The sequence below is a fragment of the Peteryoungia rhizophila genome (assembly GCF_004912145.1).
GTDB classification, from domain to species: Bacteria; Pseudomonadota; Alphaproteobacteria; order Rhizobiales; family Rhizobiaceae; genus Allorhizobium; species Allorhizobium rhizophilum.
On sequence record NZ_STGT01000001.1, the window covers coordinates 1 to 17,129 of the forward strand.

Here is a 17,129-nt window from a genome sequence, read left to right on the forward strand (position 1 = left end):
ATTCTATCTCAACGGCTCTGAGGTCCACGAGATCTACAAGGTGAATACAGATCGGTCCGTATCCTTGGTCTCCCGTTCGATGGCGAACGACTGACCACCGATACCACCGCAGACACCCTCCGCAGACAGTGAAATTCCGCCTTCAACCACAATCATGAGCTGAATGTAAATTCATCTGCTCAATCTTAAAGATAGGAAAACGACCATGAAGACCATCATCTCTGCAGCCCTCATCGCCCTCGCTGCCGGCACCTCCGCTTTTGCCGCCGTCCAGCCGATCCCGGGTTCGATCACCTATGACAACGCCAACGTCATGCTGGAAAAGGCTCCGGCCGGTTCGACCTTCTTCCACACCTTTGCCAACGGCGACGGTCGTGACGTCCGCGAAGTCTACAAGGTCAACGCCGACAAGTCGGTGACCCTCGTCAACCGCACCATCTCCAACGCTTCGTAATCCCGAAGCGTCCAGTCAACACGCGTCCCAGGACGCCCCCTTCGGCGGCCGGCTCGGCTCCCCTCTCCCCCTTCCCCCAACCGAGCCGCCGCCACCCCAAACGCACAAAGGAAACAAGATCATGAAGACCATCATCTCCGCAGCCCTCATCACCCTCGCCGCCGCTTCGGCTTCTTTCGCCGCCGTCCAGCCGATCCCGGGCTCGATCACCTATGACAACGCAAACGTTCAGCTCGAAAAGGCTCCTGCCGGTTCGACCTTCTTCCACACCTTTGCCAACGGCGACGGTCGTGACGTACGCGAAGTCTACAAGGTCAATGCCGACAAGTCGGTGACCCTCGTAAACCGCACGATCTCCAACGCTTCGTAATCCGAAGCATCCAAGACCATAGCGCCTCCCAAGACGCAAAGACCTCCAGCGGCAGGCTCGGCCCTCTCCACCGCCCCGAGCCGCCGCCCATCAAACGCACAAAGGAAACACGACCATGAAGACCATCATCTCTGCAGCCCTCATCGCCCTCGCTGCCGGCACCTCCGCTTTCGCCGCCGTCCAGCCGATCCCGGGCTCGATCACCTATGACAACGCCAACGTTCAGCTGGAAAAGGCTCCGGCCGGTTCGACCTTCTTCCACACGTTTGCAAACGGTGACGGCCGCGACGTTCGCGAAGTCTACAAGGTCAACGCCGACAAGTCGGTGACTCTCGTCAACCGCACCATCTCCAACGCCTCCTGATTCAAGGGTGCGTGATGGGCCTCGGGGCTTCGGCCCCGGGGCCTTTTTGTGTCTGTAGGGATGACGTGAAGGACCTGCGGCCGTTCCCGTTCAGTGGGGAGGTTCGCTGACTTCGCCTGCCGCATCCGCAAGGCTGGTCGACAGCAGCACTGCGCGGGTCTCGTCGGCGACCCGGGCAAAGACGCGGCGGATCTCGCAATCGGTCTCGCCGTCGCAATCCTCGCAGCGGCGATAGGCCGTCAGCGACAGGCAAGGCAAGGGCGCGACGGGACCGTCGATCAGGCGCAGAACCTCGCCATAGGTGATATCGCTTGCCGGCCGGTGCAGAAGGTATCCGCCCTGTTTGCCACGCCGGCTTTCGACCATGCCGCCGCGTTTCAGGTCGAGCATGATCTGCTCGAGAAACTTCTTCGGGATCTTTTGGCGGTCGGCGATATCAGGAATCTGGATCGGCTCCCCCGGCTCTGCACGGGCGAGGAGTGTCAGCGCCCGGAGCGCATATTTGGCTTTCTGCGTGATCATGAGGCGTATCCCGGAGCGCATGGGCGAGACCCGGGCGCAGGTGGGCCTTAGCGCAATTTCCCCTCGCATTCAAACGACAAGGCTGGGAGGACCCGGCAGGAATTGCCGCATTTGCCGGTTGAGAGAGAGATATTTGCTCTGGGTCGCCCTTCCTGCGAAAGGCGTTTCCTGTCTTCTCGGCAGAAGCTCGGCGATAATCCCGCATGATCAGCAGGAATATCGTGATGCCTTCCAGCAGTCCCGCAGAGCTCGCCGCCTCCCTCGACCGCCAACTCGCCTCCGTACCCCTCCAGGAGCGCCTGCGCATCGTCGCCGGGCTGGACGGCCGCGCCGTGTTCACCACGTCACTCGGCATCGAGGACCAGGTGATAACAGCCGCGATCGGGCTTGGTCGTTTTCCGATCGACGTCTCGACGCTGGAGACCGGGCGCCTGTTCAAGGAGACGGTCGATCTGATCGCCGAGACCGAGGAGCGCTTCGGCATCGCGATCAAGCGCTTTTATCCCAAGCCTGACGACATCGATGCCTATGCAGCGAAGTTCGGGCTGAACGGTTTTTATGAAAGTGTGGAAGCCCGCCATGCCTGCTGTCATGTGCGCAAGCTGGTTCCGCTCGCGGAGGCGCTGTCCGGCGCCCGCTTCTGGATCACGGGCTTGCGCCGCTCGCAGTCCGGCAACCGCGCCGCGACGCCCTTTGCCGAATACGACGCCGAGCGCGATCTGATCAAGGTGAACCCGCTGGCCGACTGGTCGCTCGACGACATCAATGCTTACGTCGAGGCCGAGAGCGTGCCGACCAACCCGCTGCACAAGAAGGGCTACCCCTCGATCGGCTGCGAGCCCTGCACCCGGGCGATCAAGCCGGGCGAGCCGGAACGCGCCGGCCGCTGGTGGTGGGAAAACGACGAGAAGCGGGAATGCGGGCTGCATGTGCCGGAGGCGGCAACGTCTCTGGTGCCGACGCCGGCTTGAACTGAATTCGCTCCGGTCGCTGCGAACGAACATATGCGGGCGACAGCCCAGTGAAAGAAAAGAAGACCATGCACGTACACACATCCGAATTCGATCCACATTCCAAGGATCCCGTGACCAAGCCGCCACTCGATCCGCATCTGAAGGCGCTGGAAAACGAAGCCATCTATATCTTCCGCGAAGTGGCGGCCGAGTTTGAGAAGCCGGTGATGCTCTATTCGATCGGCAAGGATTCGTCGGTGCTCTTGCATCTAGCGCGCAAGGCCTTCTTCCCCGGCCGCGTGCCCTTTCCGCTTCTGCATGTCGACACGGGCTGGAAATTCCCCGAGATGATCGCGTTTCGCGATGCGACGGCGGAAAAGTTCGATCTGGATCTGATCGTGCACACCAATCCGCGCGGTGCAGCCGAGGGCATCGGCCCCTTCACCCACGGTTCGTCTTACCACACCGACGTGATGAAGACGGAAGCGCTGCGCCAGGCACTCGACGCCGGCAAATATGACGCGGCCTTCGGCGGCGCACGCCGCGACGAGGAAGCCTCCCGCGCCAAGGAACGCATCTATTCCTTCCGCACGCCCGATCATAAGTGGGATCCGCGCAACCAGCGGCCGGAACTCTGGAACATCTATAATGGCATGGTTCGCCGCGGCGAAAGCGTGCGCGCCTTCCCGCTGTCGAACTGGACCGAAGTCGACATCTGGCGCTACATCCAGGCTGAAAACATCGAGCTTCCGCCGCTCTACTATGCCAAGCGCCAAAAGTATGTCGAACGTGACGGCATGCTGCTCTGGGCGGAAGATCCGCGCTTCGAACCGCTGCCGGGCGAAGAGATCCAGGAAGGCATGCTGCGCTTCCGCACCCTTGGCTGCTGGCCGCTGACCGGCGGCATCCGTTCCAACGCGACGACGCTCGATGCTGTCATCGCCGAACTCGAAATCGCCACCGTCTCCGAACGCCAGGGCCGCGCCATCGACCGCGACCAGGCAGGCTCGATGGAAAAGAAGAAGCGCGAAGGATATTTCTGAGATGACCGCTCAAGCCAACACCGCCCTCGCCGCCGAGATTTTCGAAGCCCCGCTTGCCGATGCTGCACCGGCCACGCGCGATTCGCGCCCGCTGCGTCTGATCACCTGCGGCTCCGTCGATGACGGCAAATCGACGCTGATCGGTCGCTTGCTCTGGGATACGAAGGCCGTCAAGGAAGACCAAGCGGCGAGCCTGCACCGTGATTCCGGCAGCCAAAACGATCTCGGCCTGCCCGATTTCGCGCTTCTGCTCGACGGTCTGCAAGCGGAGCGCGAACAGGGCATCACCATCGATGTCGCCTATCGCTATTTCGCCACCGACCGCCGCTCCTTCATCGTTGCCGACACGCCCGGCCACGAACAGTATACCCGCAACATGGCAACCGGCGCTTCGACGGCGGATCTCGCGATCCTGCTGGTCGACGCGCGGACCGGGCTGCTGGAGCAGACCCGCCGCCATGCCACCATCGCCTCGCTGATGGGCATCAAGCAGTTCGTTCTGGCGGTGAACAAGTTCGACCTCGTGGGTTATGACCGCGCCGTGTTCGACCAGATCAGCACCGACTTCAAGGCGCTCGCGCTGTCGCTCGGCGTGCGCCAGGTCACCGCCATCCCGATGTCGGCGCTGAAGGGCGAAAACGTCGTCTATTCCGGCAAGTCGGTCATTCCGTGGTATGAAGGCCCGACACTGGTCGAGACGCTGGAACTCGCGACGCTGCGCTCTGGCCAGTCGACCGGTTTCCGTCTGCCCGTCCAGCGAGTCTCGCGCCCCGGCGAGAGCTTCCGTGGCTATCAGGGCACCGTCGCTGGCGGTGCGGTGAAGCCTGGCGACAGTGTCGCCATCCTGCCGTCGGGCCAGGTGGCGAACGTCAAGCAGATCGTCACTTTCGACCTCGTGCGCAATGCGGCCGTCAGCGGCGACGCGATCACGCTGGTGCTCGACCGCCAAGTGGACGTGGCGCGCGGCGACATGATCGTCTCGCTCGACGCCCAGCCGCAGACGGGCCTTGCCTTCGACGCCCAGATCGTGGCGCTTCAGCCCGACGGTATCGTGCCGGGGAAGCGCTACTGGCTGAAGGCCGGCTCGCGTCGCCAGCGCGTGCAGGTGCAGCCGGTGCAGCAGCTGGACCTCAAGTCCGGCAAGTGGCAGCCGGCCGAGATGCTGCAGATGAACGCGATCGGCAAGGTGCACCTTTCCTTCGACGAGACCGCGATCTTCGACCCTTACGAGCTGAACCGCGGGACCGGCGCCTTCATCCTGATCGACCCGGATACGAACAACACGGTCGCCGGCGGCATGATCTCCGCCAAACGCACCGAGCTCGGCGGTCTGAATGCCCATGACGGCCGCGTAATCCTGTCGCTCCCATCAGATCTCGCCGAACAGCTGCTCGCGACCGAGCTGCTCGCCAGCCGCCGCGACGAGGTGGAGACACGCCGTGTGACCACGGCTGCCGCGCGCGAACTTCTGGACGACATCGACGGCTGAGCCGGCATCCCGACACTTGCCAGGAACGGCCCGCCTTGCGCGGGCCTTTTCTCGTTGACGCGTTCACGCCAAGTCCCGCTTCCCTTCCTGAAACTGAGCGCTAATATAAGGAACAAATCAGGTTGGGGTTGCATGGTGCGAATCAGGCAAAGGAATGAAGGCGCGCTGATCAGTCTTTCCGACGCGCTTTCCACCAGTGGGCTGACCAAGCTCCTGCTGCATGCCTGGGAACGGCGCTATGGCCTCACTCCCGCCGAGCGCACCGACACCGGGCGACGTTTCTACACAGCCGATCAGGTCGAACGCATGCGGCTCTTGAAGTCCTGCAGCGACGGTGGCCACCGGATCGGGTCACTCGTCGAGCTCCCGACCGAAGCTCTGACCCGCATCGAGCAAGAGCTCAAGGCGAAGGAATCTCTGACGGAAATCCTGAAGGCCATGCAGGAGCTGGACAGCGATCGCCTGCATGCATTGCTGCAGGCGCGGGCAGACACTGAGGATCCTGAGCGTTTCATTCGCATGACCGTCCTGCCGCTCATGCGCGAGGTCGGAACGCGGTGGGCATCGGGGCGGGCGACAATCGCGGCCGAACACCTGGCGACGGCGAAGATCAAACGGATCCTTGGTGGGCTCTTCGACCGCTGTCCTCCGGCCGCCAGCGACGCATTGCGCCTCGTCGCCACGACGCCGGAGCGGGAGGAACACGACATCGGCGCGCTCGTCGTCACCTTGCTCGCACGCCTCAGGGGCTGGAATGCCCTCTTCCTCGGCGCGAGCTTGCCGGCTGACGAGATCGCGGATGCCGCCCATCGCAGAGGCGCCCGGTGTGTCTGCCTGAGCGCACTCAATGGCCGCCGCGCCGCCCTTGCGCGCCACTTGCGCGATCTCCGGTCCGAACTCGCCCATGGTATCGACATCTGGATCGGCGGTCCGGCCTATCAGGCGGTGCCATCCGTCGAAGGCGCCAGCTACCTGCCCGACCTCGATGCCTTTCTGCAGGCTCTCGACGCTGCACAGACGGATCCTGCCATCGCTCTTTGAGACTGGTCTTCGCCCCTCCCAGACAAATCTCCAGACGCTCAATGCCGGGGGTCGAAGCTGCCCGTGCGGGTGACGCGGGACGCGGCTTTGCCGTCGTGGCACGATAGATGCGCGAACTTGCCCAGCGGTAACTTCACCCTTCGCGTGCGGTCGAGCCGCGCTCGACGAGCTGGAAACCGAGATCGACCATGTTCGGCGGGGGCATGCCGGTACCGGCCGCGCGTATGATCATGTCGGCGGCGCGATAACCGATATCGTAGCGCGGGACGCGCACCGAGGTGATGGCCGGGAAGGCAAAACCCGCATATTCGAGATCGTTGAAACCGCAGATGCCGAACTCCTGCGGCACGGACAGTCCACGGCGTTGGCATTCGAAGAGCGCACCGAGCGCAATGTCGTCGTTCTGACAGAAGGCGGAATCGGCATCCGGATGTTCGCTCTTGAGCCGCTCAAGCAGTTGGCAGCCGAGGCCGACGCTGCTGTGGCTGTCGACGGAGAGAACGAGCGTCGGGTCGAAGAGACCCGCCTCCTCCAGCACCGCCTGATAGCCGTCCAGGCGCCGGCGGGCACGGAAATCCGAGCCGTTGCCCAGCATGGCGATGCGACGATAGCCTTTCGCGATGAGATGACGGGTCGCCGTCTCGGCCGCCAGCCGGTGATCGATGCCGATCACCATGTCGGACGGTGGGCGGCTGATATCCATGATTTCCACGACGGGACAGGGCGCACGCCGGAGCAGCTCGTCGATGGCAGGGTCCGGCATCTGGCCGACATGGACCAGCCCCGCCGGATTTTGCGAAAGGAAGAAACGCAATTGCCGGAGCTGGTCCTCCCTGTCGCTGTCGGAACTCGCATACTGGATGCGAAGGTCGGAGGAACGGACGCGGTCTTCGATGCCCCTGATCACGGCGACGAAGACGTGACTGGCGAGACCGGGGGAAATGACGCCGACGAGGCCGCTGTTCTTGCTGGCGAGCGCACGGGCGGCGAGATCGGGCACATAGCCCATCTCCTCGACGACCCTGAGGATCGTATCGCGCAGATGCGGGGAAACTTTTTCCGGATCGCGCAGCGCCCGCGAGACGGTGATCGCGCTGACACCGGCGCTCTGCGCCACATCCGACAGGGTGACCTTGTCCTGGCGCTGTCGACGCTTTCTCGTTCCTGGAGTCATGCCCACCGAACCGGCCCGATCACAATCTTCGGTGGATGACACGGTTGTATTTCTGCAAACCGTCGACTGCCCCCACGACAATTCAAGATAGCCTAATCTTCTTGTTGCAGCAATGGCTTGCAGGCAGTGATCGCAGAAACGAGCGCAGTCGAAGGATGCGTATCCACTACCACTGTTTGCATTGGATACTATTATTCGGCGCGGCCGAAGCCGACGCGTTTACGCACCGCCAGCGGCGGCGGCTCGCTCTCGAGAGAGCAAATATCTTTTCGGAACAGGGGATTGGTCGGGATTTCAAGCTGGTCGGAGTGAGATGATTCGAACATCCGACCCCCACGTCCCGAACGTGGTGCGCTACCAGGCTGCGCTACACTCCGTGACCAGCGGCGCTTCTATAGACCAGTGATTTTCGTTGTACAAGCAGGGAAACGAAAAAACCCGGAAGAAAGTTGAAAATTTCGTGACGGTCCTGCGTATCCCTTTGATATCACTTCCATATGAGCAAGCGTCCAGCCGAGAGAGAGGGCCGCCCGGGCGGGCATGGCATGGTGTGGGAGCGATGCGCGCCGCAGGGGCCGTTGCCGAGAAGACACCGGTCGGAAAATTGCGCGCGTAACCAGCTCGCCTCCGTTTCACGGCCGCGCGTTTCGCAGTAAAGCAGTCGTGGGCCATGTGCGGCAGGCGGCATGGCGACCATGGCGCCGCACAGACCTTCATGGGGTTCGAGGGACAGTGACAATGACTTTGCTGAAAAGCACGACAACAGGACTGATCGCAGTGTTCTGCCTTGCGGCCGCTGGCTGCACGACGACAGGCGGGGTCCCGAAAAACGAGATCGAAGCGCGCTGGAGCGGCCAGCAGGCCGGCGCCTTCTTCGCCAAGTTCGGCCCGCCGGTCTCGGATGCCGCTTCCGGCTCGTCGACGCTCTACACATGGCGCGGCGGCTTCAACACCCGCGTCGTGCCGGCAACGTACGAGGATCTCGACGGCAAGAGGGGCAAGATGCTGACCCGCGCCCGCACCGAATATCTGCGCTGCGAAGTGCAGTTGACCGTGTCGTCCGAATACATCATCCGCGGTGTGCGCACGGTCGTCGATCGCCCCGGCACGAATGGCGGCAAGAGCTATTGCGCGGAGTTCCTGACGGCCAGCTGAGTTGGCCCAGTCGGACGCGCAGGTCCAAAATCGAAAGCCTCCCGCCGATATGGCGCGGAGGCTTTCTCATGTCTTCAAATCGGATTGGGATCACTTCCAGCCGGCGGATCGGAGATGATCTCGCCATGGGGCCTCATGCCCTTGGGACGCGCGGTCGATGGCGTAAACGGGAGAGCGCCGTGGATGACGCCCTCCCCGATACGCAATACAGAAACCGTGCGCTTCGCGACGCATTACCTTGGTGGAAGCGCATTCTTTATAGAGAGATCAAGGTTAACAGTTGGCTTACAAGCCGCAGAATTTATGGTTAATTTTCAGTGACCTAGCAAAGGCACTGGAAGGCCGCGCAAGCTCGCTTCGAAACCCGTGAAAAGCCTTGAAATCCAGTGCTTCCAGCGTTTCGTGATCATGTTCTCACTTGACGATGTTCTTGTTTTGTTCAAGATCATTCCCATGACCCAGACAATCGATACCCTCGGAAAAGCCCTGCGCCACAACATGCTGGTGGTCGCCACCTGTCGCGAATGCCAGAACCAGGGACGCTTCATGGCGAAGGACCTCGCGACCTTCTATGGCCACGGACGTGACCCCTCCTCGCTGAAATTTCGCTGCACCCATTGCGACACGCGAAACTGCAAGGTGACGATCATGGACAACCCCTATGACCGCACGCCGGAGACGATCGTCTGGCGGCCCGTGAAGGTGAAGCTGTGAGCCCTTGTGACGTCGCCGTCCGGCCGCCTCTCGAAGAACCCGCCCAGGTTGCGGCAGAAAATTCCGTGTCACGATAACCGCCTGCCTGATAGCAGGAAGCGGCGTTACCGCAGAACTAAGCAACAGCCGAAAGCCTACCCAAGGACTGAGTGAGCTTCATCACTTTCTTTCGTAGTTTTGCAGCAAATTCAAGAAAGTTTAACCATGCCAGTTGAAAACGGTTTTAATTGAAACCAGTGATTCAGGCCGCTCGCATGGGGTCCAGTTCGATCATCGTCTATATTCCACCTGTGCTGTTCGGACTGGTTGCATTGACCTTCCTTGTCCTACGGCAGCAGAGGATCGTCACCAACTGGCAGTGGGGTGCCGGCTTCGCTCAGACCGCGCTCGGATTTTCGCTGTCGACCTTCCCGATCGAGCCGACCTTCGATGCCTTCACTTCCGGCATGATTTTCATCGGTGCTGCCTATTGTTACAGCAGCGCCGTGTTCGACCACTTCCAGGCGCGGTCCTACGACCGTGAAAGGCACTGGTTCGTCGGCGCCTACACGCTGCTGCTCGTTTATTTCGTCTTCGGACTGCAAAGCCTGCGCTACCAGCTTTTCCTCACCGATATCGCCTTTGCCTGCCTGATCGGTATGGCGCTCGTCTCTGCCTTCTCCAAGGCCAGACGCAACGCGGACAAATGGCTTGTCGCCTCCATAGCCCTGGTTGTCGTCGATACTGTTGCGCGGGCCGGCTATTTCTTCTTTCACACCGATGGCAGCGACAGTTTCTCGGACTTCGTCGATTCAGCCTATAACCTCGCGGTTCACGTCACGACGATCACCATCTGCATGACCTTTCCGTTCTCGGCGCTCGTGGCGAGCGGCGTGGCGGCGCTCGAGCGGCATCGCGAGGCGGCCGAACGGGACCCGCTGACCAGCCTCTTCAATCGGCGTGGCTTCGAGGCAGCCCTTGGCGGCGACGGAGCGTCGGATGGGGCCGTATTGGTCTGCGACATAGACCATTTCAAACAGATCAACGATACGCTCGGCCATGCCGTCGGCGATGCCGTCATTGCAGCCGTGGCCGACATGTTGCGTCAGGTGAGCGGCGATGATGCCGTGACCGCGCGTTTCGGCGGAGAGGAATTCGTCGTCTTCCTGCCGAGGCGACAACTGCCGGAGGCGCTCGCGTCGGGAGAACGGATGCGACAAACAGTGTGCGAGAAGGACTGGCGCTTCTTCGGCCTGACCCGGACCGTGACCGTCAGCATCGACCTTGTCCGCGAGGGCGAGAGCGATCCGCATGCGGCCATCGCACGGGCGGACAGGGCGCTTTATGCAGCGAAGGCCGCCGGCCGAAACCGCGTATTCCAAGCGGGCCATGAGGCAGACGCAAACCTCAGCGAACTTGCATCTGCCTGACCGGCCTCGTCAGGGCAGATCCGGATAGCCCGCGTCGATCGCCGCCTGCTCGTAGTCGAGCAGAATCTCGTAGGCGCTCTCCTCCAGCACCACCACATCCTTCAGGCCGAGGATCGCTCGGGCCTCGGCGAGCTGCGGTGCTGTCACCGCTGCCTTCAGCGCTTCACGCAGGGCGGCCACTTCCTCGTCTGGGGCAGACCGTCGGGTGATGAAGGGAAGATTGGGACCGGACGGCGTTCGGTCGAGGATGGAGAGCCCCGCAAGGCGCTCAGGTGCGTGGCGGCGCAGGAGGTCATAGGTGATGCAATCGATCGCCGCGAGATCGGCCGCGCCCGCCTGCACCGCCTCCATGCTGGCGACGTGACCACCCGTTTCGACGACGCCTGAGAAGAAGGGTTTGCCGCCGGCATGGGGCGCTACGGCGGCGCGCAGGAGATTGTAGCCGGAATTGCTGCCCGTCTCGTTGATCGCGGCCTTCAGGCCGGCGCAGGCGGCGAGGCTCGATGGGGCCTGCCGTTCGCGGACGACGATGACGCTGCACATGGTCGCCCCTTCACAGCCCGGGGCTTGATAGACAGGGGTGGCGACGAGACGCACGCGGCCCCTCAGGCGCTTGACGAAGGGAAAGCCGCAGGTCTGGGCGAGCAACAGGCGCGGATTAAGCCAGGCGTCGTGATGGGCCATGTGCTCGTCGAGCGCCTCCGGAACGTCGGCGAAACCGTTTTGGCGCAGGTTATCCCGCAGGAAGAACCAGAGGACACGCTGCGCCTCCACCACGACAGCGGGGGCGACATACATTGCGAGGCTCGCGAGCCTTGCCTCTCCGGCCCCGGTCAGGAATGCCTCGGATGGGTCGGGGCGTCGTGCTTGCGGAACAGGTAGCGGCGGGCGACATCGAGATAGCCTCGATAAACCAGACCGCCGTTCAGCCGCACGAGGAAGTCGCGATGTTTCTCGTAGAACCGAGGCAGCATGTACCAGGGCAGCGCCGGCACGCGGTGATGCAGGACATGCAGGTTGTTGTAGAGGAAGAGAAGGCCGAAAAGCGGGGTCTTCTCGACGATCGCCGTGCGTTCCTCATGGTCATCCGCAAAACGGTGCTCGGCATAGGAGCGCAGGCGCGACAGCGCCGTGCCGCAATAGATGAAGCCGAAGAAGAAGAGCAGGAAGGGCATGTCGCAGACGGCGAGTACCCACCAGAGCACGATCGCCACACCCAGGCCATGGCCCGCCCAGAGACGACGGCTGTCGCCCTCACCCCGGATCACCTTGACCGCCTCATGCCAGAGGAAGGAGCCGAGGATGATGGCGGGGCCGACGGTCAGACGGCCGGCGAGTGTCAGGTTGAACTCGCGCAGCGTGCGGCCGAACCAGCCGAAGCGGTCCCAGTCCTGAGCCGTGAAATAATAGGATTCCGGATCCTCGATCGGATCGGTCAGGTGCTCGTCGCGGTGATGGGCGAGATGGCTCTGCTTATAGACGTGATAGGGCAACCAGAGCGAAATCGGCGGAACGCCAATCGCATCATTGATCCAGACATGACGGGTCGGATGATTGTGGATGACCTCGTGCTGCAGGGAGCCATGCCAGGCAGTCAGCCATGCCCCAAGTGGAACGAGGATCCAAAGCGGAATGTCGCGCCAGAAGAAAGTGAGGCCCAGGAAGCCTCCGTATATCAGAGCGGCCAATGCGACGGTCGGCCATTCGATGCGCGCTATGCGCGGTATTGCGATCTCACCTTCGGCAAGATGTGCCATGCAGTCCCCATGTGACTATCCCCATGGAACATGACAGTAGCTGCATTTCAAATGATTCGCTGAAGCAAAAACGGCACGTTTCGCCGCGAAATGAGCAGAATAAGGCCCATTTCACGCCAGATGCGGCAGGAAACCGCTCCACCTCTCATGCGTCCGGCCTTTGCCCCTCAGGCGGCGAGCTTCGCGTACGCCCCTGCCCGCTCCAGGAGTTCGGCATGGGTGCCCACCTCGACGATGCGGCCCTGCTGCATGACGACGATGCGGTCGGCATTGCGGATCGTGCCGAGCCGGTGGGCGACGACCAGCGTGGTGCGGCCCTTCGACAGCTCTTCCAGAGCTGACTGGATTTCCCGCTCGGTCGTGCTGTCGAGCGCCGAGGTGGCCTCATCGAGCAGCAGGATCGGCGGATCCTTGAGGAAGGCGCGGGCAATCGCCACGCGCTGCTTCTGGCCGCCCGACAGCATGATGCCGCGTTCGCCGACGATCGTGTCGAGGCCCTCGGGCAGGTTCTCCAGCATGGTGGAGAGCTGGGCGCGCCGACAGGCTTCCAGGATCTCGTCATCGGTCGCGCCGAGGCGGCCATAGATGACGTTTTCCCGGAGCGTGCCGCCAAAGAGGAAGACGTCCTGGGAGACGAGACCGATCTGGCGGCGCAGGCTCTCGACGGTCATGGCGGACAGTTCCAGACCGTCGATGGTGATCGTGCCTGACGTCGGCTCGTAGAAACGCGGCAGGAGCGACAGAAGCGTCGACTTGCCGGCACCGGATTCGCCGACAAAGGCGACGGTCTCGCCCGGGTTTACATGCAACGAGATGTCATGCAGCACCGGGCGGCCAGGCGTGAAGGCGAAAGCGACATCCGAGAAGCGTATGTCGCCGCTGAGCGTCGAAACCGGACGGGCATCGGGCCCATCGGTGATCTCCGGCTCGGTGGCAAGAAGATCCAGATAACGGCGGAAGCCGGCAATGCCGCGCGGGTAGGTTTCGATAACGGCGGTGATCTTGTCGAGCGGCCGGAAGAAGACGCCGACCAGAAGCAGGAAACCGACAAAGCTGCCGGTCGACATGGAGCCCGACAGCACATAGCCGGAGCCGATCACCATGATCACCACCTGGACGGCGCGCATGCCCATGTAATGCAGCGAGGAAGACGCTGCCATGACACGATAGGCGTCGAGCTTGGTCCGGCGGTAGCGGGCATTGTCTTTCGCGAACAGCTTGCGCTCATGATCTTCGTTGGCATAGGCCTGGACCACACGGATGCCGCCGATCGTCTCTTCCAGCCGCACATTGAAAGCGCCGATGCGGCCATAGATCTCCTGCCAGGTGCGCGTCATGCGGCCGCCATAGACGGAGACGATGGCGACCGTGCCCGGCACGATGAGCGCCGTGACGAGGGCGAGCTCGACATGCAGGTTGAGCATCAGGAAGAAGGCACCGACAAAGGTCATGATGGCGATGAAGAGGTCTTCGGGACCGTGATGGGCGACTTCGCCGACTTCTTCCAGGTCGCGGGTCACCCGGGCGACGAGCTTGCCGGTGCGGGCGGTGTCATACCAGCGCCAGGAGAGCGTCGTCAGGTGCTCGAAGGCCTTGGCGCGCATCGAGGTCTCGATGTTGATGCCGAGCTTGTGGCCCCAATAGATGACGATCGCCATCAGAGCGGCATTAACAACATATATGGCGAGCAGGCCGGCAGCGGCGATCAGGGTCAGCGTCCAGTTGCCCGTCGGCAGCAGCCTGTCGATGAAGGCGGTGACGGCAAGCGGAAAGGCGAGCTCGAGCAGGCCGGAGACGACGGCACAGGAGAAATCCAGCCAGAACAGGCCCTTCCACGGGCGATAATAGGCAAAGAACTGTTTCAACATGCGATAATCCTGCAATTGTCCACTGCACCCTCAAAGGGCGCTGGCGAGCGGCGAGCGGCCGGGACGTGTCACCACATCCATGGCAAGACCGTAGACCCGTGACAAGGCATCCGGTTGCATCAGGTCTTCCGACGTGCACAACCTTTCCGCCTTTGAGCGCGATGATGTGATCGGCGAAGCGGGCTTCATAGTCGGCGAAACCGCACTCGACAATCGCGGCCAGGCCTGGATCGTTTCGATCACCGTTCGGAAGACTGGGCGACAAAATGTTCCGGAAACATTTTCTGATCGGCCTAAACCGGCAGGAATTGCCATTCATGGCAATGGCTGGGGCGCCAGGATTCGAACCTGGGAATGCCGGTACCAAAAACCGGTGCCTTACCGCTTGGCGACGCCCCAACAGGATTGCGAGAACACGAAGTGGCGCCGCAAATCGCCGCCTGATTAGCAAAGCGCAGGCGGGGCGGCAACACCTGTTGTCAGGGAGCTCGAAAGTTTTTCGGGGAACGATGCGGACGCGTCTCCGTTTCCTTCTCATCCCCAAGGCAACGAGACACGAAAGGACATCCCCATGCCTTCCATCACATCCGCCCGCATCCTCATTCTCGCCACCCATGGCTACGAGCGCTCCGAGCTGCGCGTGCCGCTGGAACAGCTCACCGCCAAGGGCGCCACGGTCAAGATCGCGTCACTCGAAAAGGCGCCGATCAAGAGCTGGGACGAGAAGAACTGGGGCGACACCGTCAATGTCGATCTGACGCTCGAAGAGGTCAAGATCGACGACTTCGACGCGCTGGTCATTCCCGGCGGCCAGATCAATCCCGACCTCCTTCGCAAGGAGCAGAAGGCCGTCGATCTGGTCAAGACCTTCGTCAATTCGGGCAAGACCGTCGCTGCGATCTGTCACGGCCCGTGGCTTCTGATCGAGGCCGGCGCCGTCAAGGGCCGAAAGGCAACCTCGTTCACCTCGATCAAGACCGACATGATCAATGCCGGCGCCAACTGGCGCGACGAGGCTGTCGTGACCGACCAGGGTATCATCACCTCGCGCAAGCCAGATGATCTCGATGCCTTTGTCGCGAAGATCATCGAGGAGATCGAGGAAGGTCGCCACGAGCGTCGCGCGGCCTGAGGGCATTCGCGCCTATTCCGACATCATGGAAGGAGGCCCGGCAGTCCGCTGCCGGGCCTCCTTTGGTCAGGACACATCGAAGGGGCCCAACTCTCCGGGGCGATCTCACCCGTGGACCCACAGCACATCGCGTTTCAGATCCGGTTCGTCGTGGATGAACGTGAGCCGCAGGGTCGCCATGCGCTCACCGGCGCGATCATCGGGACCGTCTATCCGGGCGGGTGATCGATCACGACGCCGCGCTGCTGCGGTGCTCGATCGGCCGGACAAAGGCACCGGCTGGCAGGGTCGGTCGGACCGTGTTCATCATGTTCGAATACACGCGCACATCGCCGATCCAGCCGCCGAAGCGGTTGACTGTGTCGAAGACGAAACTGGTTGCGGTCCGGCGCTCGGGGAGCGTTGCGGCCTGCAGCATGATGATAGCCGTGTCGGAGCCTCCCGGCTGTTCTGAAGAATGAAATCGGCTGCGGTGACAAATCGAGCCCTGTATGGAATAGGCTCTGGGGGACGCGCCTCGCGGCGCCAAGGGCAGGCACGGGCATGAAGAAGCAGAAGCATCCGAAACAAAAATCGGGACGGGGCAAACCGAAGAACGGACGCGTGGTGACCGATGAGGCGCAGGCGGTTGCGGCTCATGGTGATCGCGCATCGTCTGCGGGGCGAAGCAGCCCGTCGACCGACAAGGGCACTGCGCTTGTGGGTGACATACGCCCCGACGGCAGCGCGGCCTCCGCCCGCTTCAGGGCCGGCGTTCGGACGCCGGCATTTCGCTGGGCCTTCCTCGCCTTTATCCTCGGTGTATCGATCGTCGCAGCCTCGCTCGTGATCCCGCACGAATTCGCCTTTTTCGAGCTCGGCTATCTCTTCACCCTGTCGATCTACGATCTGGTGCTCGCCATGCTGGGCCTCTCGATCGCCATTGGTCTCGCGGAGCGCCGGAGCGAGGTTGTTTCGATCTTGCTCGCCTTTATCGCCTCCATCGCGCCGATGCTGCTGTTCTTCGATCCCATCTTCCATGCAATCCTGCAAAGCCCGCTTGGCCACGAGCTTTTCCTGATCGCGCCTGTTGCCGTGATGTTGTCCGGCCTCGTGCTCTGGCTTCCGGCCAGCCTGCGCCGGTTTGCAGCGCCGGTTTCAGCAAGCATTGTGGGCTTCTCGCTCTCGCTCTTTATCGGGCTCGACGATTTCGGCATCGGCATCAAGGAATTCGCCTTTTCCGCCGTACTCGGCGCCGTGTGGATCCTCGCCGTGCCGGGCCTGATGCTGCGGCCTTTCCGGGGAGCATGGCTCACCATACCCGCCCGCATCATCGGGTCCTGGCTGATGGTGATCGCCGTCATCGTCACAGTTTCACTCTACGTGCCGTTCAGCCCAGACGCGCCGCCGCTCGCCCCGCCGCTTACTGATCCCACTGAGCCCGACGGCGGAACGAACCTCGACGCACCGGCGCTGCCACCGCTCGATCCGGCGGTCGAAGAGGGGCTGATGGAAGCGCCTGAAAGCTTCGATGACGCACCGCCAGACGGCGGCATCCCCGCACCGGATCTGGGTGGCAATCCGCTGCTTGGTGGCGGACGCTCCGGCGAGCCCTAGCGACACTCGCACAGCTTTGCCTGTCGACGCCCTCCGCGCGAGCCGTTACAACCGAGGACGAAACGCCTCCTGATTCCGGTAGATCCGC

At 62.5% G+C, this 17,129-nt stretch carries 19 protein-coding genes and 2 tRNA genes; 12 read left to right on the forward strand and 9 right to left on the reverse strand.

The genetic code is table 11. The features are described from left to right. Positions 1-205 precede the first annotated feature (205 nt). The 3 genes from E9677_RS00005 (at position 206) to E9677_RS00015 (ending at position 1,188) form a co-directional block, all read left to right on the forward strand. Positions 206-454: a hypothetical protein gene (locus tag E9677_RS00005; RefSeq protein ID WP_136556058.1), complete on the forward strand. Its 249-nt coding sequence runs from the start codon at positions 206-208 to the stop codon at positions 452-454. Positions 455-575: 121 nt separating this feature from the next. Then, a complete protein-coding gene (locus E9677_RS00010) occupies positions 576-824 on the forward strand; it encodes a hypothetical protein (RefSeq protein ID WP_136556059.1) in 249 nt (82 codons plus the stop codon). A 115-nt stretch (positions 825-939) separates the two neighbouring features. Then, entirely contained in the window at positions 940-1,188 is a 249-nt protein-coding gene (locus E9677_RS00015; RefSeq protein ID WP_136556060.1) for a hypothetical protein, read from the forward strand. Between the two features lie 90 nt (positions 1,189-1,278). Here the strand turns inward: E9677_RS00015 and E9677_RS00020 are convergent, their stop codons facing one another. Next, positions 1,279-1,710, reverse strand: coding sequence for an RrF2 family transcriptional regulator (locus E9677_RS00020; RefSeq protein ID WP_136556061.1), 432 nt, complete (start codon positions 1,708-1,710; stop codon positions 1,279-1,281). A 224-nt stretch (positions 1,711-1,934) separates the two neighbouring features. On the opposite strand from E9677_RS00020, the gene E9677_RS00025 reads away from it, so the two are divergent. The 4 genes from E9677_RS00025 to E9677_RS00040 all read left to right on the forward strand — a co-directional run bounded on the left by E9677_RS00025 (position 1,935) and on the right by E9677_RS00040 (position 6,236). Beyond that, positions 1,935-2,681, forward strand: coding sequence for a phosphoadenylyl-sulfate reductase (locus E9677_RS00025; protein WP_205910079.1), 747 nt, complete (start codon positions 1,935-1,937; stop codon positions 2,679-2,681). Positions 2,682-2,749: 68 nt separating this feature from the next. Further along, positions 2,750-3,706, forward strand: a complete 957-nt coding sequence (cysD, locus tag E9677_RS00030; protein WP_136556062.1) for a sulfate adenylyltransferase subunit CysD — start codon at positions 2,750-2,752, stop codon at positions 3,704-3,706. Position 3,707: 1 nt separating this feature from the next. Further along, positions 3,708-5,195: a sulfate adenylyltransferase subunit CysN gene (gene cysN, locus E9677_RS00035; protein ID WP_136556063.1), complete on the forward strand. Its 1,488-nt coding sequence runs from the start codon at positions 3,708-3,710 to the stop codon at positions 5,193-5,195. Between the two features lie 132 nt (positions 5,196-5,327). Then, the gene (locus E9677_RS00040) at positions 5,328-6,236 is read left to right on the forward strand and encodes a MerR family transcriptional regulator (protein ID WP_136556064.1); all 909 of its coding nucleotides are present in this window, start codon (positions 5,328-5,330) and stop codon (positions 6,234-6,236) included. A gap of 133 nt (positions 6,237-6,369) precedes the next feature. Here E9677_RS00040 and E9677_RS00045 read toward each other — a convergent pair whose 3' ends face one another. The 3 genes from E9677_RS00045 to E9677_RS00050 form a co-directional block, all read right to left on the reverse strand. Beyond that, positions 6,370-7,410, reverse strand: coding sequence for a LacI family DNA-binding transcriptional regulator (locus E9677_RS00045; protein ID WP_136556065.1), 1,041 nt, complete (start codon positions 7,408-7,410; stop codon positions 6,370-6,372). 191 nt (positions 7,411-7,601) lie between these two features. Beyond that, positions 7,602-7,736, reverse strand: a complete 135-nt coding sequence (locus tag E9677_RS25710) for a hypothetical protein (protein ID WP_268960294.1) — start codon at positions 7,734-7,736, stop codon at positions 7,602-7,604. Then, positions 7,711-7,787 (reverse strand) — tRNA-Pro (locus E9677_RS00050). Before E9677_RS00050 ends, E9677_RS25710 begins: the two co-directional genes overlap by 26 nt. A 361-nt stretch (positions 7,788-8,148) precedes the next feature. On the opposite strand from E9677_RS00050, the gene E9677_RS00055 reads away from it, so the two are divergent. From E9677_RS00055 to E9677_RS00065, 3 genes are all read left to right on the forward strand, one after another. Further along, on the forward strand, positions 8,149-8,565 hold the full coding sequence (locus tag E9677_RS00055; RefSeq protein WP_136556066.1) for a hypothetical protein: 417 nt from the start codon (positions 8,149-8,151) through the stop codon (positions 8,563-8,565). A gap of 453 nt (positions 8,566-9,018) precedes the next feature. Continuing rightward, entirely contained in the window at positions 9,019-9,279 is a 261-nt protein-coding gene (locus E9677_RS00060) for a hypothetical protein (protein ID WP_136556067.1), read from the forward strand. 254 nt (positions 9,280-9,533) lie between these two features. After that, positions 9,534-10,688, forward strand: coding sequence for a GGDEF domain-containing protein (locus tag E9677_RS00065; RefSeq protein WP_136556068.1), 1,155 nt, complete (start codon positions 9,534-9,536; stop codon positions 10,686-10,688). Between the two features lie 9 nt (positions 10,689-10,697). On the opposite strand, the gene E9677_RS00070 is transcribed toward E9677_RS00065, so the two are convergent. The 4 genes from E9677_RS00070 to E9677_RS00085 form a co-directional block, all read right to left on the reverse strand. Beyond that, entirely contained in the window at positions 10,698-11,486 is a 789-nt protein-coding gene (locus E9677_RS00070; RefSeq protein WP_136556069.1) for a phosphate/phosphite/phosphonate ABC transporter substrate-binding protein, read from the reverse strand. Between the two features lie 35 nt (positions 11,487-11,521). After that, positions 11,522-12,445, reverse strand: a complete 924-nt coding sequence (locus E9677_RS00075; protein WP_136556070.1) for a fatty acid desaturase — start codon at positions 12,443-12,445, stop codon at positions 11,522-11,524. 167 nt (positions 12,446-12,612) lie between these two features. Beyond that, the gene (locus E9677_RS00080; protein WP_136556071.1) at positions 12,613-14,313 is read right to left on the reverse strand and encodes an ABC transporter ATP-binding protein; all 1,701 of its coding nucleotides are present in this window, start codon (positions 14,311-14,313) and stop codon (positions 12,613-12,615) included. Positions 14,314-14,637: 324 nt separating this feature from the next. Further along, positions 14,638-14,712, reverse strand: a tRNA-Gln gene (locus E9677_RS00085). 172 nt (positions 14,713-14,884) lie between these two features. On the opposite strand from E9677_RS00085, the gene E9677_RS00090 reads away from it, so the two are divergent. Next, the gene (locus E9677_RS00090) at positions 14,885-15,445 is read left to right on the forward strand and encodes a type 1 glutamine amidotransferase domain-containing protein (RefSeq protein ID WP_136556072.1); all 561 of its coding nucleotides are present in this window, start codon (positions 14,885-14,887) and stop codon (positions 15,443-15,445) included. 229 nt (positions 15,446-15,674) lie between these two features. On the opposite strand, the gene E9677_RS00095 is transcribed toward E9677_RS00090, so the two are convergent. Continuing rightward, positions 15,675-15,863, reverse strand: a complete 189-nt coding sequence (locus E9677_RS00095; RefSeq protein ID WP_136556073.1) for a hypothetical protein — start codon at positions 15,861-15,863, stop codon at positions 15,675-15,677. 125 nt (positions 15,864-15,988) lie between these two features. Here E9677_RS00095 and E9677_RS00100 point away from each other — a divergent pair, with 125 nt between their 5' ends. Next, positions 15,989-17,041, forward strand: coding sequence for a hypothetical protein (locus E9677_RS00100; protein WP_136556074.1), 1,053 nt, complete (start codon positions 15,989-15,991; stop codon positions 17,039-17,041). Positions 17,042-17,129 lie beyond the last annotated feature (88 nt).

Bases quoted from the DNA above. Each gene is read 5' to 3' on its own strand.
- E9677_RS00060 (WP_136556067.1), top strand. From the start codon at position 9,019: ATGACCCAGACAATCGATACCCTCGGAAAAGCCCTGCGCCACAACATG.
- E9677_RS00090 (WP_136556072.1), top strand. From the start codon at position 14,885: ATGCCTTCCATCACATCCGCCCGCATCCTCATTCTCGCCACCCATGGC.
- E9677_RS00070 (WP_136556069.1), bottom strand. From the start codon at position 11,486: ATGTATGTCGCCCCCGCTGTCGTGGTGGAGGCGCAGCGTGTCCTCTGG.
- E9677_RS00020 (WP_136556061.1), bottom strand. From the start codon at position 1,710: ATGATCACGCAGAAAGCCAAATATGCGCTCCGGGCGCTGACACTCCTC.
- E9677_RS00010 (WP_136556059.1), top strand. From the start codon at position 576: ATGAAGACCATCATCTCCGCAGCCCTCATCACCCTCGCCGCCGCTTCG.
- E9677_RS00045 (WP_136556065.1), bottom strand. From the start codon at position 7,410: ATGACTCCAGGAACGAGAAAGCGTCGACAGCGCCAGGACAAGGTCACC.
- E9677_RS00025 (WP_205910079.1), top strand. From the start codon at position 1,935: ATGCCTTCCAGCAGTCCCGCAGAGCTCGCCGCCTCCCTCGACCGCCAA.
- cysD (WP_136556062.1), top strand. From the start codon at position 2,750: ATGCACGTACACACATCCGAATTCGATCCACATTCCAAGGATCCCGTG.
- E9677_RS25710 (WP_268960294.1), bottom strand. From the start codon at position 7,736: ATGTTCGAATCATCTCACTCCGACCAGCTTGAAATCCCGACCAATCCC.
- cysN (WP_136556063.1), top strand. From the start codon at position 3,708: ATGACCGCTCAAGCCAACACCGCCCTCGCCGCCGAGATTTTCGAAGCC.
- E9677_RS00040 (WP_136556064.1), top strand. From the start codon at position 5,328: ATGGTGCGAATCAGGCAAAGGAATGAAGGCGCGCTGATCAGTCTTTCC.
- E9677_RS00100 (WP_136556074.1), top strand. From the start codon at position 15,989: ATGAAGAAGCAGAAGCATCCGAAACAAAAATCGGGACGGGGCAAACCG.
- E9677_RS00080 (WP_136556071.1), bottom strand. From the start codon at position 14,313: ATGTTGAAACAGTTCTTTGCCTATTATCGCCCGTGGAAGGGCCTGTTC.
- E9677_RS00015 (WP_136556060.1), top strand. From the start codon at position 940: ATGAAGACCATCATCTCTGCAGCCCTCATCGCCCTCGCTGCCGGCACC.
- E9677_RS00095 (WP_136556073.1), bottom strand. From the start codon at position 15,863: ATGCTGCAGGCCGCAACGCTCCCCGAGCGCCGGACCGCAACCAGTTTC.
- E9677_RS00055 (WP_136556066.1), top strand. From the start codon at position 8,149: ATGACTTTGCTGAAAAGCACGACAACAGGACTGATCGCAGTGTTCTGC.
- E9677_RS00005 (WP_136556058.1), top strand. From the start codon at position 206: ATGAAGACCATCATCTCTGCAGCCCTCATCGCCCTCGCTGCCGGCACC.
- E9677_RS00065 (WP_136556068.1), top strand. From the start codon at position 9,534: ATGGGGTCCAGTTCGATCATCGTCTATATTCCACCTGTGCTGTTCGGA.
- E9677_RS00075 (WP_136556070.1), bottom strand. From the start codon at position 12,445: ATGGCACATCTTGCCGAAGGTGAGATCGCAATACCGCGCATAGCGCGC.